Below are 15,496 nucleotides of genomic sequence, written 5' to 3'. Positions count from 1 at the left end.
CTACGAGACAGCCTGCTTATCCTTTTGAATTTTTACTTTTGAATTTTGAATTTAAGAATGGATCTGCTGCAGCCGCTTAATCTTCCCCCTTATGCTTTTAAAATTACTGATCAGAACGGGCAGCTCAGTTTGTTTGACGAAATCAGGAAGAAAAACATCATTATAACCCCCGAGGAATGGGTACGCCAGCATTTTGTACAATATTTGATTAAACATAAAAACTATCCGCGCGCATTAATTAAACTGGAGGGCGGTATGAAGCTTAATGGCCTGCAAAAACGCACAGATATTGTTGTATTTAACGCCGAAGGCAAAAGAATATTGATTGTAGAATGCAAGGCGCCTTCCATAACCATTGATCAGAAAACATTTGACCAGATAGCCCGGTACAATATGGTCCACCAGGTTTCGCTATTGGCAGTTAGCAATGGTTTGCAGCATTACTATTGCCGTATTGACCACATCAACAAAAAATATCTGTTTTTAGAGGATATGCCTGTTTACCCCGGAACTATTTAAATCAGGGTTATCAGGTTTTGGATCTTCTCCAGTAACTCGTCAGGTTTAAATGGTTTTGATACATAATCATTCATCCCTACCCTAAATACCCGGTCCTTGATATCAACCAACGCCGAGGCTGTAAGCGCGATGATGGGAACCTTTGCCTTTTTAGGGTCGGCCATTTTCCTGATCTCCCGGGCCGCGTCAAATCCGTTCATTACCGGCATCTGCAGGTCCATCAGTATAATATCAAAGTTACCGTATTGCATAAACTCAACAGCACGTTCGCCATTTTCGGCAATGGTGGGTATTATTTTCCATTTTGATAACAGCTTCTTCATCAGCATAACGTTCACCATGTTGTCCTCGGCAATAAGTACTTTCAAGCATTCCAAACTCTCTTCTTCGCCTATTTCCGGGTGCTTGGTTATCCCTTCGGCAATCACCTCTGTTGACACGGAAAGCTCCATATTAAATAAAAACTCAGATCCTTCTCCAATTTTACTGATCGCCTCAATATGGGTGCCCTGCAATTCGAGCAGACGTTTTACAATGGCCAAACCCAAACCGGTACCTCCATACTCCCGTGTAGTGTTTAGCGACTCCTGGGTAAAAGGTTCAAATATATTCTTCAGGCCACTTTCTTTAATACCTATACCGGTATCCTTTACCGAAAATCTAACGATCAGGTTGTTGTGCCTATCCTCCAGGCAGGTAACATTAACCCATACATTCCCTTTGGGTGTAAATTTTATAGCATTATTAACCAGGTTAAAAATCACCTGGGTGATACGGGTAGGATCGCCAAAAAAAACTTTGCTTTTTAAGGCATTGTCAACAGTAAGTGTAAACTGCAAACCTTTTTCATGTGCCTTTAACATCTGCCCTCCGCAAATATTATACATCAGCTCAACCAGGTCAAAGCGAACGTTTTCAAATACCAGCTTCCCTGATTCAATTTTGTTAAAGTCGAGCACGTCATTTACTACAGCCAGCAGGTTATTTGCCGAAAATTTTAATATCTCCAGGTTCTCTTTTTGTTCTGGTCTTGGATTACCCATCATCAGCAGGTTGCTCATTCCGATCACCGCGTTTAAGGGTGTACGGATCTCGTGCGACATGGTTGATAAAAACTCCGATTGAGCATGTGCCGATTTTTCAGCCTTCTCAATGGCCTTTTTTAATTTTTGATTGAGGGTCTTTTGTTCATGAGCGCTTTCTCTTAGCTGCCTCAGATTTTTTACAAACGCATTATATAGGTGGCTGTGGATAAAAATGAGTATGATAAAATTGGCAAACAGACTGATCACGATGGTCGACTGGTCTATCTTATCGGGCTTTATGCGTATGGCATAATTGTAATTGCGCTCAATAAACAAAAAAAGCAATATGGGTACCGTATTTAGCAAGGAGTATATCAAGCCCCATTTTTGGCCCAGCATGTAATAGCTAAATACAATTACGATGATAACCACCTGCACTGTAACTATGTTGATGCTTTGCAAGGATAAATATACAATACTCACATTGACCAATGTACCTACAATGAGCAAGGCGTGTGATATGGCAAGCCAGTTGGGCTTATACGTTAAGGCTTTAAACAGTACAACGATGCTGAGCATTAAAAATACACAGGTGTAGGCCAGCATCATCTGTCCCTGGAAATAAACACTGGTTAGTAATGCAGCCGAAGCCACAAACACCAGGAAGAAACCATAATATAACAAGCGTATACGTGCCTGATCAAGAAAGGATTGCTCCTTTGAAATGATTTTGTAGATGGAGAAGTTAAAAAAACTTGCTTTTGGGCACATATCAGGGCCGCAAACATTTTACTAATGCGGTAAGCCAACCGGGTAATATCGTTTTAGCTTACCGCTGTTTGCAGCGAACTTTTACATGCAATTAATCAGCCAAATCGTCAAGCGCCTTTTGAATGATCTGTAATTTGGCTTCGGCATCAGCTTTTTTACGCTGTTCAATTTCAATAATTTCGGGTTTGGCGTTGCTCATAAAACGCTCGTTACTGAGCTTTGCATTTACCGATTTTAAAAAACCTAAAAGGTATTCCTTCTCCTTTTCAAGACGGGCACGCTCGGCTACCGGATTTATTTCTTCTTTAAAAGGGATATAAAACTCATCCGTTGAAGCTAAAAAGCTGATAGCCCCTTCTACTTTGTCAGTAACTTCCGAAAACCGGCTTATATTTCCAAGCCGGGCTATAATAGCCTGATATTGCAGATAATTTATACCAGAGTTTGTTTTCACTAAAAGCTCAAGCGGTTCTTTATCAGCAATATGTTTTGTTTGCCGCGTATTCCGTACTGCTCCAATAACTTCTTTCACCGTTTCTACTTCGCTTAGTAGCCGTGCATTAATTTCCCCAATAACTGGCAATTGTGCAACAATACAGCACTCTTTTTCGGCACGTTCACCAAACAGTTCATCATGCCATAATTCTTCGGTCAGGAAAGGCATAAAAGGATGCAAAACCTTCAGTATATTTTCAAAGAATTGTATCGTAGCGGTATAAGTAGCCCGGTCGATAGGGTGTTGATAAACCGGTTTGATCATCTCCAGGTACCACGCGCAGAAATCGTCCCATACCAGTTTGTAGGTATCCATTAAGGCTTCCGACAAACGATATTGTGCAAAATTATCTTCTATCTGGCCCAATGCCTGGTCAAAGCGACTGGCAAACCAATCTATCGCTATAGAATTAGGATTGGCAAGGGTATCATCAACCTCCCAGCCTTTTACCAGCTTAAACGCGTTCCATATTTTGTTGGCGAAGCCGCTGCCTTGTTTGCAGTAGCTTTCATCGAACATCAGATCGTTACCTGCAGGCGAGCAAAGCAGCATACCCACACGTACACCATCGGCACCGTATTGAGCTATCAGGTCGAGCGGATCGGGGGAATTGCCCAATTGTTTTGACATTTTACGGCCCAGTTTATCCCTCACTATACCGGTAAGATATACATTTTTAAATGGTACCTCGCCCCTGAACTCGTGCCCGGCCATGATCATCCTGGCTACCCAGAAAAACAGGATCTCAGGTGCGGTTACCAGGTCGTTTGTCGGGTAATAATAGTTGATATCGGCATTATCCGGGTCTTTAAATCCACCAAATACTGATATAGGCCATAACCATGACGAAAACCAGGTATCTACAACGTCAGGATCTTGTGTGAGATCCTGAGCAGTGAATGCAGGATTCTTGAGCTTAGCTTCAACCAATGCTTCTTCGGCATTTTTGGCGATAACAAACTCACCGTTTGGTAAATACCAGGCCGGGATCTGCTGCCCCCACCATAACTGGCGACTGATATTCCAGTCCCTTACATTCTCCATCCAATGGCGGTAGGTATTGATAAACTTATCGGGTATCAATTTAATTTCGCCATTCAATACATAATCCAATGCAGGTTTGGCCATTTCACCCATCTTGCAGAACCATTGCATAGATAGTTTTGGCTCGATAACCGCATCCGTACGTTCCGAGAAACCGATCTGCGATTTATAGTCCTCTACTTTTTCCAGCGCGCCGGCTTCTTCCAGCAACACCGCTATCTTTTTACGGGCTGCAAAACGGTCAACCCCGATCAGGATCTGGGCTTTATCGTTCAGCGTACCGTCGTCATTTAAAATATCAATAACGGGCAGCTTATGTTTTTGACCCAGTTCGTAGTCATTTAAATCATGCGCCGGAGTTACCTTCAAGCAGCCGGTACCAAAATCCATGGTCACGTATTCGTCCAGGATAACCGGGATAGTACGGTGGATTAAGGGAATATAAACACTTTTTCCATGTAGATGAACATACCGCTCATCGTTTGGATTAATACAAATAGCTGCGTCGGCCATGATGGTCTCAGGACGGGTAGTAGCAATGGTTAAGTAGTCAGGGAGTTCGGAAGTCTGCAAGTCTGTAGCTGCATCAGTGCTTTCGGTCTTTCCGTCTTCCCGACTTTCGGACTTCACTGCATAGCGTATATAATACAGTTTCTGATTAACTTCCTTACGGATAACTTCCTCGTCGGATACAGCCGTTTTACTCTGCGGATCCCAGTTTACCATGCGGATACCGCGGTAGATGAGGCCTTTTTTGTGCAGGTGGATAAAGGTATCTATTACCGCTTCAGACAGATCCTCATCCATTGTGAATTTGGTGCGGTCCCAATCGCAGGATGCCCCTAATTTTTTAAGCTGCTCCAGGATAATGCCACCGTATTTCTCTTTCCATTCCCAGGCATAAGCCAAAAACTCGGGTCGGGTCAAATCGGCTTTGCTGATGCCGCGCTCTTTGAGCATGGCCACTACTTTTGCTTCGGTAGCTATACTGGCATGGTCGGTGCCGGGAACCCAGCAGGCATTTTTGCCCTTCATGCGGGCGCGACGAACCAATACATCCTGTATGGTATTATTCAACATATGGCCCATGTGCAGAACGCCGGTAACATTGGGCGGCGGAATGACTATGGTATAAGGCTCACGCTCATCGGGCACCGATTTAAAAAAATCGTGCTTTAACCAGTAACTATACCACTTCTCTTCGGTTTCTTTGGGCAAATATGTTTTAGCAATACTCATAACGCGCAAAAATAGGGATTTGCCCGCTTAGTTCATAGCCGATAGTTCAGGGATTATATAACCATTTTTAGCATCGATATACTCCCGCGTTTTTTTGCCATGACCGGCTCTTCATATCAGACAGAAAATTATAAAATTCAAATAGCAAAAACTTATTAAAGTCTCAATTTTAACACTTTTCGGCTCAAAAATGGGGTAAAAACCGATCAAAAACCGCTCAAGATTTGATTAAAACCATCTATTTTAACACTTTTTAACAAATTTTCGGCGGTTTTTAAAACTTTAAAAAGTATCGAATAACGGCTATTCAAATAGCTAACCTACTTAACGGCTGGTTTTTTTATTCTTTAGTTGAGGGATCAAATTATGTTTTTCAAATAGGAAGAATGCGAATCGGCTTACTGAAACATATGGAAATTATTTGATGTTTGCAATTCTAATTGTCAAGCGCGGGGTAGACTCATCCTGTCATCACTTCGCTCGACATCCCTCTCTCCGCCTTTGGCGCAAAGAGGGACTATAAAAAAAGAATTTTCTAACCCCTCTTTGCGCCAAAGCGGAAGAGAGAGTCACCCAGCGAAGCGTAGGCTGGGTGAGTTGACTACTTCTGTCTTTGTTCCTTCTATGCTTACTCCGCTTCATCACAATAATTTTACAATAGAGGCGTTTAGTATAGGAACAACCGTAAATGGCCATGAAATCAATGGACTTGCATCGCTTTTGGCTTGATATTCTGAAAAAATCAAAGCTTTCCTTTTTCATCAACTGGTTTAACCGTTAAGCATTTCATTAGCCGGTTTGCGTATGTCTGGCATAATTTATTAACTTTAATTTTTAACAATTAACATGAAATTAAAGTTGTCTTATGTAATGTTGGCAGGCGCATTAGCCTTGTCGGCCAACAGTTTTGCTGCCGGTGGCGGCACATCTCCCAAACCAAAACACAAACCTGCAGTCCCTAAAAAATTCATTGATCCGGCCAATATGGATCTGAGCGTAAAGCCCGGCGATGATTTTTTTGATTATGCCAATGGCAATTGGATCAAACAAAACGCTATTCCTGCTAAAGAAACCCGCTGGGGAAGTTTTAACATCCTGCGCCAGGAAAATACCGATAAATTATTAGGATTGCTTAATGAAGTGAGCAAAACATCAGGCACACAGCCTAAAGGCAGCTTAAGACAGCGTGTTGGCGACCTGTATGCCAGCGGCATGGATAGCCTGGCTATCGAAAAACGTGGTTATGACCCTATAAAACCCGATCTACAACGTATCGACCAAATCAATAACCTCAACGGTGTGATCGGCGAGCTGACCTATCAGCGTGTTAATGGCGAAGGCAGCCCGCTTTTCCGGTTCGGTGTTGGGCAAGACGAAAAAAACGTGAACAAATACGTGGTGGGTTTTAACCAGGGCGGTACCAGCTTGCCCGATCGCGACTATTATCTGAAAGCCGATAGCCGCACCAAAAGCATCCAGGATGCTTACAAAAAATACATTGTAGCGCTATTCACGCTCACCGGCAGCAGCAATGAAGAAGCCCTTAAAAATGCCGACGTTATTTTTGGCATGGAAACCAGCCTGGCCAAAGCACAACTAAGCCGTGTGGCCATGCGCGATCCTAACGTTACCTACAACAAATTTTCGGTTGATGGTTTCAGCAAGATCACCCCGCATTTAAACTGGAACACTTTATTGCCGCAGTTAAAAGCCAGCGGACAGGATACGGTTTTGGTTGGCCAGCCCGGATTTTTTAAAGCTGCCGACTCACTGTTGGTAGCCGCCCCTGTTGATAGCTGGAAAGTTTACCTCAAATGGAGCATCCTGAAAGGAGCGTCATCATCACTAAGCTCGCCGTTTGTAAACGCTACTTTTGATTTCAGCAAGGTATTAACCGGCCAGAAAGTACAAACACCCCGTAACGAACGCATGAGCGGACTGGTTGATGGCAGCATTGGCGAATTGTTAGGTCAGCTTTTTGTAGAGAAATACTTTACACCGGCCGCCAAACAATACATGATCAACCTGGTGAACAACCTGAAAGGCACCCTGGGCGACCGTATTAAACGCCTGGAGTGGATGAGCCCCGAGACCAAAGACCGCGCGCTTAAAAAACTGGCCGCGTTTACGGTAAAAATAGGCTATCCTGATAAATGGGAACTTTATGAAGGTTTGGTGATTGACCGTAACGATTATGCCGCTAACCTGAAAGCCTTATCTATATGGCGCTATAATTTTAACCTGAGCCGCCTGGGCAAACCGGTTGATAAAACCCGCTGGGGTATGACGCCGCCAACCGTGAACGCATATTACAACCCAACCAACAACGAGATCGTTTTCCCGGCTGGTATCCTGCAGTTCCCTTTCTTTGATTTTAAGGCTGATGACGCGGTAAACTATGGCGGCATAGGCGCGGTAATAGGCCATGAAATGACTCACGGCTTTGATGATCAGGGCCGCCAATATGATGCCGATGGCACCCTGCGCGACTGGTGGACAAAAACCGATGCCGATAAATTTAAAGTACGTGCCAACCAGGTAGTTGACCAATACAATGCCTTTACAGTGATAGATACCCTGCATGTGAACGGCAAACTAACCCTTGGCGAAAACCTGGCCGATCTGGGCGGTTTAAACATAGCTTACGAAGCCTACAAAAAAACCAAACAAGGTCAGGAAAATAAAAAGATAGATGGCTTTACTGCCGATCAGCGTTTCTTTTTATCATGGGCACAGGTATGGCGCAGCAGGCAGCGCCCCGAGTCGGCAGCACAACGCATCTTGACTGATCCGCACTCGCCCGAACAATTCCGTACCAACGCGCCGCTTACCAATATCGATGCCTGGTACAAGGCCTTTAACGTGCAAGCCGGCGACAAAATGTACAAAAAACCCGAAGATAGGATCAAGGTTTGGTAGTTCTGGGTTTGAATCTTAAGTTGTTAGTCTTGAGTACTAAGTATAAAACAAAGTCTGGTGAAAGCCGGGCTTTGTTTGTTTTATGCCTCACCCAACCCTCTCTCCACCCGTCATTGCTGAGGTACGAAGCAATCCCCGAAAGGCAGGTCCGCTCTGTAAGTAGGGGATTGCCACGCTGCGCTCGCAATGACGTTATTTTTTACATACTCCCCACCCTCCCGCGGCCAAGAGCGGGTATACGACATGCATCACGAATAAACCCCTCCATACCCCCTCCGAGAGTAATAGCCAATCATTAGACATTTGTTCAAAAAAGGGTGTCATGCTGAGCTCGTCGAAGCATGGTGGGCAGGCCTCTGCGCGCGACCCTTCGACGGAGCTCAGGGTGACAGCCCCCTTTTTAATATTATTTGTCCGTTATGTCTACTCATGGGCTATTATCCTCCCGAGGGGAATCGCACCAGTCCAGCGCTTTCAGTCTATGGTCAATGTTCACCTATTTTGTAATTTTACATATCTATTAATAACCAATACCATGGATAATACAAGAGTTTACAGAATGTCTTTCGCGAGTGTTTATCCGCACTATATCAAAAAAGCAGAAAGGAAAGGTCGCACAAAAGCAGAACTGGATGAAATTATATTCTGGCTCACAGGATATGATCAACGAGCCTTGCAGCAACACATCAACAACAAAACCGATTTTGAAACTTTTTTCGCCCAGGCACCGCAAATTAACCCCAATGTTTCCAAAATTACCGGTGTGATCTGCGGGTATCGTGTGGAAGAGATCGAAGACAAACTGATGCAGAAGGTTCGTTATTTAGACAAGTTAGTTGATGAACTGGCGAAGGGAAAAGCGATGGAAAAGATTTTGAGGAAATAGGGATAATTATTGAATTGGTTTATTTAAACAAAATTCCTTCCCCCGTCAGCAGATAAGCTTCGGGCGAAAGCGGGCAGAACAATGGTGGCCTGTGCGGATGCGGGGCATAGCAAGTTTTTGCTGAAGCGTAGGATTGAGCGAACGAAGTAGGGCAAAATAATTGCAGCCCGTGGTTCTGTCGGCTTTGCGGGGTAAAGGCCAAGTGCGGCAAAGAAGCATTTCTGGTGACAAGCCTTTTGGTTACTTTGTGGCTACAAAGTGACTGGCCCTCCCGCGGCCAAGAGCGGGTATTCGCTATGCAAAATGGCCCTGTATAGCATGCGATTGCTTCGTCGTTCCTCCTCGCAATGACATATTTTTATCGATGTATTTCCCTCTAAAAACACCTGAATTACTGCATATTCCATCGTATTAATCGTATTAATATTTACAGCGTGTAAACATTTCAGCCGTAAAACAACCCGCCAAAACCTTTATCTTTGTGCTTATAATATGATAATTCAACAGTTCTACGATAAAGGATTGGCGCATGCATCGTACGCCGTGATCCGTACAGGTAAAATGATCGTTATTGATCCGGCACGTAATCCCCAGCCTTATTATGACTTTGCACGTCAGCACGATGCCGATATTGTTGGCGTTATTGAAACGCATCCCCATGCCGATTTTGTGAGCTCGCACCTGGAAATTCATCAGGCTACCAATGCTGTAATTTATTGCAGCAAACTTACAGGTGCTGCCTATCCGCACGAAACATTTGACGATGGCGATGTGATCCAGCTGAACGATATCAAACTGAAAGCCATCAATACCCCCGGTCACTCACCCGATTCCATTTGCATTTTACTGGAAGACGAACAGGGCAAAGACACCGCGATTTTTACCGGCGATACCTTGTTTGTAGGTGATGTAGGTCGGCCCGACCTGCGCGAGAATGTGGGCAACATTACCGCTAAAAAAGAAGAACTGGCCAAACAAATGTACCAGAGCACGCGTCATAAATTGATGACGCTGCCTAAAAGCGTGGTGGTTTACCCGGCACATGGGCCTGGTTCATTGTGCGGCAAAAACATGAGTCCGGACCTGGAGAGCACCATCGGTCGTGAGCTGCGCGAAAACTACGCCCTGCAATTGATGGACGAAATGACCTTTGTTAAAACCCTCACTACCGATCAGCCTTTCATGCCCAAATATTTTGGTTATGATGTTGATCTGAATAAAAGCGGCGCCCCGCTATTGCAGCAAAGTATAGATACCATTGCCAGGGTAAACGCTGAAACACGACTTGAAAAAGATGTATTGGTGATTGATTCGCGCTCGAAACAACAGTTCAGGAACGGTCATCTTAAAGGTGCTATTAACCTGCAGGATGGCGAAAAATTTGAAACCTGGCTGGGTTCTATATTAAGTCCCGATGAAGCTTTTTACCTGATAGCTGAAAGCGAAGACAGTGTAAACATCCTCATTAAAAAAGCAGCTAAAATAGGCTACGAAAAAAACATCAAAGCCGCCCTGGCATCACCTGCCAACGCAACCGAAACATCAGCGACACTTGACCTGGACGATTTCAGGACCAACCCCAACAACTATCATATTGTTGATGTACGCAACCGCGGTGAGGTAAATGATGGCAAGGTATTTAAAGATTCTATCACCATACCCCTGCCCGAACTGCGCGAACGAATCAACGAAATACCAACCGATAAACCCGTAGTGATACATTGTGCCGCGGGTTATCGCTCGGCAGCAGCAGCCAGCATAGTAGCCGCCAAAATAAAACAGGTACCTGTTTATGACCTGGGCGAGGTGATTGTGGAGTTCATCGGTTCATTTGTTCATTAGTTCATTGGTCTTTTATAGTTGATCTAATTAAGTTAAGACCGATATACATAGCTTCTGGAAGATTCAAGGCACACGCAAGGACCAATGAACTAATGAACAAATGAACAAATGAACAAATGAACCAACTCACAATAGTAACCACCGCCGATGGCTCCAAAACCATTTATAATGCCGCTGTAGGTGAGCATTACCACTCGCGGCATGGTGCTTTGCAGGAGAGTTTACATGTATTTGTAAATGCCGGTCTGGATTATTTTTTAGCTCAAAACAATGTTCACGAAGCCAGCATACTGGAAGTTGGTTTCGGTACCGGACTTAACTTTCTGTTGAGCGCAGCTTACTGTATCGATCGACAAATAAATCTGCAATACACTGGGATCGAAGCCTATCCGCTTACAACGGATATGATGGCTCAAACAGGCTACGAGCAATATATCCCTGCCACACTATGGGATACCTATCTGCAACATTATCCAGATGCTTTAAAAAATGAGGTAAGTATCTATGCTGATACCCAATTGCGAATAGCACACTGCAAACTGATGGACTTTACCACAACCCATCAGTACGATATTATTTATTTCGACGCCTTTGCCGCCATACATCAGCCCGAAATGTGGGAACTGCCTGCTATAAGCCATGTTACCCAATTTTTAAAACCTGGCGGCGTATTTGTTACCTATGCCATAACCGGTAATTTGAAACGGATGCTGAAAAGCTTAGGCTCTAGCATACAAAAAATACCCGGCGCCCCCGGCAAACGCGAAATGCTGCGCGCGGTCAGGGAGTTATGAGTATTGTCTGAATCAGAATTAACAGAATTTTAAAATTTTCAGAATTACTTAACTTATTACGCATTTTTTTCACTACTCACTACTCACTACCTTGCGCTGTCCGAAGTCTCCGACTTCGGACGATTATGCTTGTAGTCTTCAGACTACAGACATAGTTAAATACAAACCATCATTACTGTAGTTATAAACTACAGGCAGTAGTTCAGAGTCAGAGACTTCGAACATCGCATTAATTTCCTTTCTTATCTTGATTTCTGATTCTTACCTCTTGCATCCCAAAACCCCTATCTTTGCAGCATAAAAACAAAAACATATGCCGCTACAAGCACCAGCTACCGCTAATACCCCTGCCACCGGATTTGAACGCCTGCTCCATATTATGGATGATCTGAGGGCAAATTGTCCATGGGATAAAAAACAAACGCTGGAAAGCCTGCGGCACCTTACTATAGAAGAAACCTATGAGCTGAGCGATGCTATTTTAAGCGCCGATATGCCCGAAATAAAAAAGGAACTGGGCGATATTATGCTGCACCTGGTGTTTTACGCCAAAATAGCTTCGGAAACTAATGATTTCACCATTACCGATGTGCTCAACAGCGTATGCGAAAAGCTCATCAACCGGCACCCGCATATTTATGGCGATGTAGAGGTACAAAACGAGGAGGATGTAAAACGCAACTGGGAACAGATCAAACTGAAAGAAGGCAACAAATCGGTACTGGGTGGCGTGCCGGCTTCCTTACCGGCATTGGTTAAAGCATCACGCATACAGGAAAAAGCACGCGGTGTGGGTTTTGACTGGGAAGAGAAAAGCCAGGTATGGGCTAAGGTTGAAGAAGAGATGCAGGAATTCAGGAACGAGTTTAATGCTGAGGATGAAAGCACCATCGACCATGAAAAAGCCGAAGGCGAATTTGGCGATCTCTTATTCTCGCTCATCAACTATGCCCGTTTTATCAATATCAACCCCGAAAACGCGTTGGAAAAAACAAACAAAAAATTCATCAAACGTTTTCAGTACCTGGAACTTAAAGCCAAAGAGAACGGAAAACAATTACAGGACATGAGCCTGGCTGAGATGGATATATTTTGGGACGAGGCAAAAAAACTGTAAAAATTTTTACCTGATGTATCGTTTCAGTAAATGCACACGTAATGTTTAAAAAGATGAAGATTATGAAGCGAAATTTATTTTTAGTATTACCATTGTTAGCATTAGTTGTATTAAGTGAAGCCTGCTCAACTAAAAGTGATCCCGTTCCTGTACCGGCAGCACCGACTGGCTCTTATAGTGGAAAATTCAAGCTGCTTGTCAAAAAAACAACAGGCTCAGGTTACGATACCGTAAAAAACGATCCTCTTTTCGCTGTGACCATAACCGCGCCAAGCAAATATGTTGTAACCAGCTCTACTCCGAGCATACACGCGTTAAGCAGGGGACTTTTTCAATATGATCCCTATGGACAGATTATACGTTTTATTGACAGCACTTATGTACCGGGACCTCAAACCAGTTATCATTTAGCAGGTGATTATCAATACCGGATGAATACTACACAGCTTCAGTTTATACGTCCAAATAACAGCACAACACAGGATACTATATTTTTCTACGACCTTAAAAAAACTTCAAATTAATTATTGTTTTAATTTAACTGCTGTCGCTTTTATAGTGGCAGCTTTTTACATTAACCATCTACCTATCTTAACGGTAAAGACCAGTGGTAACAAGTACTGCTGGTCTTTTAATCGTTAAATACCGGGTCAAAAAACTGGTCAGCTGAAAAATTTATTATTTTTAGGTGTATCAATAAAGTTCCTTATCACGTAAGGTACTATAGATCAACAACAACGTTTATAGGCGGAATTAAATATATTTAATGCATTCACCCCCTCGCATTACTGAAGAAGAGATCATCAGCCAATGCAAAACAGGCAGCTTAAAGTACCAGGAAATGCTGTATAAGCTATTCTATGGCTATGCCATGGGTATAAGTCTGCGCTATAGTTTAAACAGGGATGATGCCTTAGAAGCTGTGAATGATGCCTTTATAAAGGTTTTTAACGCTATACATAATTATAACATTGATAAACCTTTTAAAGCCTGGTTACGCACTATAGTGGTTAATACCGCCATTGACCGCAGGCGTAAGGATCTTAAATTTCAGCTTAATGTTGATCTGGATAATGCTGCCCCTCTTAGCAGCAATATGGGCACAGTTGATAATTTAAATGTGCAGGATATTTTAAAACTGATGAATGAGCTGCCTGCAATTCAGCTTACCATCTTTAATTTATACGAAATAGACGGATATAATCACGACGAAATTGCAAACATGCTCGCTATTCCGGTAAGCTCATCAAGGGTTTACCTGAGCCGGGCAAAAGAAAGATTAAGAAAAATGTTAAGGAAAGAGACACAAAACCATGGATGAGCAGTTGGATAACGACTTAAGCAACCGCATCAGGGAGGTGTTTGATAATTTTGACGACATCTCATTTCCTTCTGCTGATGAAGGCTGGTTATTGCTCAGGGAAAAATTTCCTGAAACGGAAAAGAAACGTCCGGTTGCCTGGCTATGGTGGGCAAGCGCGGCCGCCGCTATACTGTTATTTTTAAGCATCGGTCTTTGGATGACGTTTAAAAAACAACCCATTGATACACTGGCCTTAAAACCGATAAAAAAGCATACAGAACAAACTATAACTGCCGATAGCGCTGCATTACTGACTATAACAAAAACCCCGGCTAATAAAAACAATGCTCTTGATACTGGTGCAGCCCCTTTAGCCGGTACAAAAAGACCCGTTATCCGGAAAGCAACACCTTATAAGCCTAACGTGGTACCCCCTGTGCCGGGCGCAGCAATATCACAGGCACAGGCACCTGTTTATGCCAAAACCGGCGTAAACCAGCCTTCACAGCTCCCTGGTAATACGCCGGCTGCATCTGCGTTTAAAACCCAACAGACTGTTGACAGCACTAAAAATGTGGCAGCCAAAACAAATGCGCAGCAGTATATAGCGGTTACAAAGAGTTCCAATACCAATACAACTGTCACTGAGCCTGCTAAAAAAACCCAACCCGTTGATAGCGCTAAAACTGTTATAGCGAAAATTAATACGCAGCAACCGTCGGTTACGGCTCCTGTAGCCACCAAAGGGTCGATCATGTTAAATCAGCAGCAGGTACAAACACCTAAAAAGGGTATGGAGGCATTGTTTGCGAAGGAACAAGCCCAACAACCAGACAAAAACAAACAGGATTATACCGAGGATAAAAAAGTACGTTTCGGCGTGTATGCAGCTACGTTTTTTAACTATGCCAAAGGCAGCCGCAACCAGGTAAATGCCGGCGCGGGTGTTACCTCAGATATCAAATTGACTAAAAACTTAAAATTATCAACCGGTGTAATGCTGGCCCAAAATACATTGAGTTATAATGGGAGTGCCCCTCCAACCTCCAGCCTTGACGCTTTAGCCAAGGCCCCCCAGGCTTTTGCCCCTTTTGACAAGCAGACCTTGTTTTCTGCAAACTCGTCGTTCCCGGTGCTTAAAAATTACAATGCCAGCTTAGTTGGTTTGGATATCCCTATAAATATCAAATATGAATTTAACCCGCAAAAAACCGATGCTTATGTTTCGGCCGGCCTAAGTTCAGGTACATTTATCAACGAGGCTTATACCTCCGTTTATGGTTATTCGGCCGGAGCTTCTACACAAACAACAGAAGATGTAAGCCGTAAAAGCTTCAACAGTTTCTATTTTGCCAAAACCCTCAATGTGTCTTTCGGTATAGGTACCCCTGTGGGTAAAGGCAACCGTTTGATCATCGAGCCATTCTTAAAATACCCTATTGATGGCCTGGGTTCACAACAGATCCAATTCGGTTCGGCAGGTTTGAATTTGAAATTTAATTTTACGACCCAGAAAAAATAGACATTACCGCCTTTATTTC

11 protein-coding genes are annotated in these 15,496 nt (G+C 43.5%); 9 read left to right on the top strand and 2 right to left on the bottom strand.

Features of this window, described 5'->3' with window-relative positions; all coding sequences use genetic code 11:
* Positions 1-57: 57 nt before the first annotated feature.
* Positions 58-519, top strand: coding sequence for a type I restriction enzyme HsdR N-terminal domain-containing protein (locus AB6735_RS19675; protein ID WP_370997725.1), 462 nt, complete (start codon positions 58-60; stop codon positions 517-519).
* Here the strand turns inward: AB6735_RS19675 and AB6735_RS19670 are convergent.
* A complete protein-coding gene (locus AB6735_RS19670) occupies positions 516-2,315 on the bottom strand; it encodes an ATP-binding protein (protein WP_370997696.1) in 1,800 nt (599 codons plus the stop codon). The two genes, AB6735_RS19675 and AB6735_RS19670, sit on opposite strands and share 4 nt — an antisense overlap.
* A 91-nt stretch (positions 2,316-2,406) precedes the next feature.
* Positions 2,407-5,094, bottom strand: a complete 2,688-nt coding sequence (locus tag AB6735_RS19665; RefSeq protein ID WP_370997695.1) for a valine--tRNA ligase — start codon at positions 5,092-5,094, stop codon at positions 2,407-2,409.
* Positions 5,095-5,940: 846 nt separating this feature from the next.
* Here AB6735_RS19665 and AB6735_RS19660 point away from each other — a divergent pair.
* The 8 genes from AB6735_RS19660 to AB6735_RS19625 all read left to right on the top strand — a co-directional run bounded on the left by AB6735_RS19660 (position 5,941) and on the right by AB6735_RS19625 (position 15,477).
* Entirely contained in the window at positions 5,941-8,013 is a 2,073-nt protein-coding gene (locus tag AB6735_RS19660) for a M13 family metallopeptidase (protein WP_370997693.1), read from the top strand.
* 535 nt (positions 8,014-8,548) lie between these two features.
* On the top strand, positions 8,549-8,899 hold the full coding sequence (locus AB6735_RS19655; protein WP_370997691.1) for a DUF2200 domain-containing protein: 351 nt from the start codon (positions 8,549-8,551) through the stop codon (positions 8,897-8,899).
* A 492-nt stretch (positions 8,900-9,391) separates the two neighbouring features.
* Positions 9,392-10,741: a rhodanese-like domain-containing protein gene (locus tag AB6735_RS19650; RefSeq protein ID WP_370997689.1), complete on the top strand. Its 1,350-nt coding sequence runs from the start codon at positions 9,392-9,394 to the stop codon at positions 10,739-10,741.
* Between the two features lie 116 nt (positions 10,742-10,857).
* Positions 10,858-11,535 carry a tRNA (5-methylaminomethyl-2-thiouridine)(34)-methyltransferase MnmD gene (gene mnmD, locus AB6735_RS19645; RefSeq protein WP_370997688.1) on the top strand — a complete coding sequence of 226 codons (678 nt, stop codon included), beginning with the start codon at positions 10,858-10,860 and terminating at the stop codon, positions 11,533-11,535.
* Between the two features lie 313 nt (positions 11,536-11,848).
* Positions 11,849-12,652: a nucleoside triphosphate pyrophosphohydrolase gene (mazG, locus tag AB6735_RS19640; protein WP_090467321.1), complete on the top strand. Its 804-nt coding sequence runs from the start codon at positions 11,849-11,851 to the stop codon at positions 12,650-12,652.
* Positions 12,653-12,714: 62 nt separating this feature from the next.
* The gene (locus AB6735_RS19635) at positions 12,715-13,176 is read left to right on the top strand and encodes a hypothetical protein (protein WP_370997687.1); all 462 of its coding nucleotides are present in this window, start codon (positions 12,715-12,717) and stop codon (positions 13,174-13,176) included.
* Between the two features lie 242 nt (positions 13,177-13,418).
* Entirely contained in the window at positions 13,419-13,973 is a 555-nt protein-coding gene (locus AB6735_RS19630; protein ID WP_370997686.1) for an RNA polymerase sigma factor, read from the top strand.
* Positions 13,966-15,477 (top strand): hypothetical protein, encoded by a 1,512-nt coding sequence (locus AB6735_RS19625; RefSeq protein ID WP_370997685.1) that lies wholly within the window; start codon positions 13,966-13,968, stop codon positions 15,475-15,477. Before AB6735_RS19630 ends, AB6735_RS19625 begins: the two co-directional genes overlap by 8 nt.
* Positions 15,478-15,496: the final 19 nt, after the last annotated feature.

Origin of the sequence: Mucilaginibacter sp. RCC_168, assembly GCF_041355315.1 — a bacterium.
Classification (GTDB): Bacteria; Bacteroidota; Bacteroidia; order Sphingobacteriales; family Sphingobacteriaceae; genus Mucilaginibacter.
This window is presented reverse-complemented; position numbering and strand designations above follow the sequence as displayed.

Excerpts from the sequence above, each read along its gene's own strand:
- AB6735_RS19675 (WP_370997725.1), top strand. The coding sequence starts at position 58 with ATGGATCTGCTGCAGCCGCTTAATCTTCCCCCTTATGCTTTTAAAATT.
- AB6735_RS19660 (WP_370997693.1), top strand. The coding sequence starts at position 5,941 with ATGAAATTAAAGTTGTCTTATGTAATGTTGGCAGGCGCATTAGCCTTG.
- AB6735_RS19670 (WP_370997696.1), bottom strand. The coding sequence starts at position 2,315 with ATGTGCCCAAAAGCAAGTTTTTTTAACTTCTCCATCTACAAAATCATT.
- AB6735_RS19665 (WP_370997695.1), bottom strand. The coding sequence starts at position 5,094 with ATGAGTATTGCTAAAACATATTTGCCCAAAGAAACCGAAGAGAAGTGG.
- AB6735_RS19635 (WP_370997687.1), top strand. The coding sequence starts at position 12,715 with ATGAAGCGAAATTTATTTTTAGTATTACCATTGTTAGCATTAGTTGTA.
- AB6735_RS19630 (WP_370997686.1), top strand. The coding sequence starts at position 13,419 with ATGCATTCACCCCCTCGCATTACTGAAGAAGAGATCATCAGCCAATGC.
- mnmD (WP_370997688.1), top strand. The coding sequence starts at position 10,858 with ATGAACCAACTCACAATAGTAACCACCGCCGATGGCTCCAAAACCATT.
- AB6735_RS19655 (WP_370997691.1), top strand. The coding sequence starts at position 8,549 with ATGGATAATACAAGAGTTTACAGAATGTCTTTCGCGAGTGTTTATCCG.
- AB6735_RS19650 (WP_370997689.1), top strand. The coding sequence starts at position 9,392 with ATGATAATTCAACAGTTCTACGATAAAGGATTGGCGCATGCATCGTAC.
- mazG (WP_090467321.1), top strand. The coding sequence starts at position 11,849 with ATGCCGCTACAAGCACCAGCTACCGCTAATACCCCTGCCACCGGATTT.
- AB6735_RS19625 (WP_370997685.1), top strand. The coding sequence starts at position 13,966 with ATGGATGAGCAGTTGGATAACGACTTAAGCAACCGCATCAGGGAGGTG.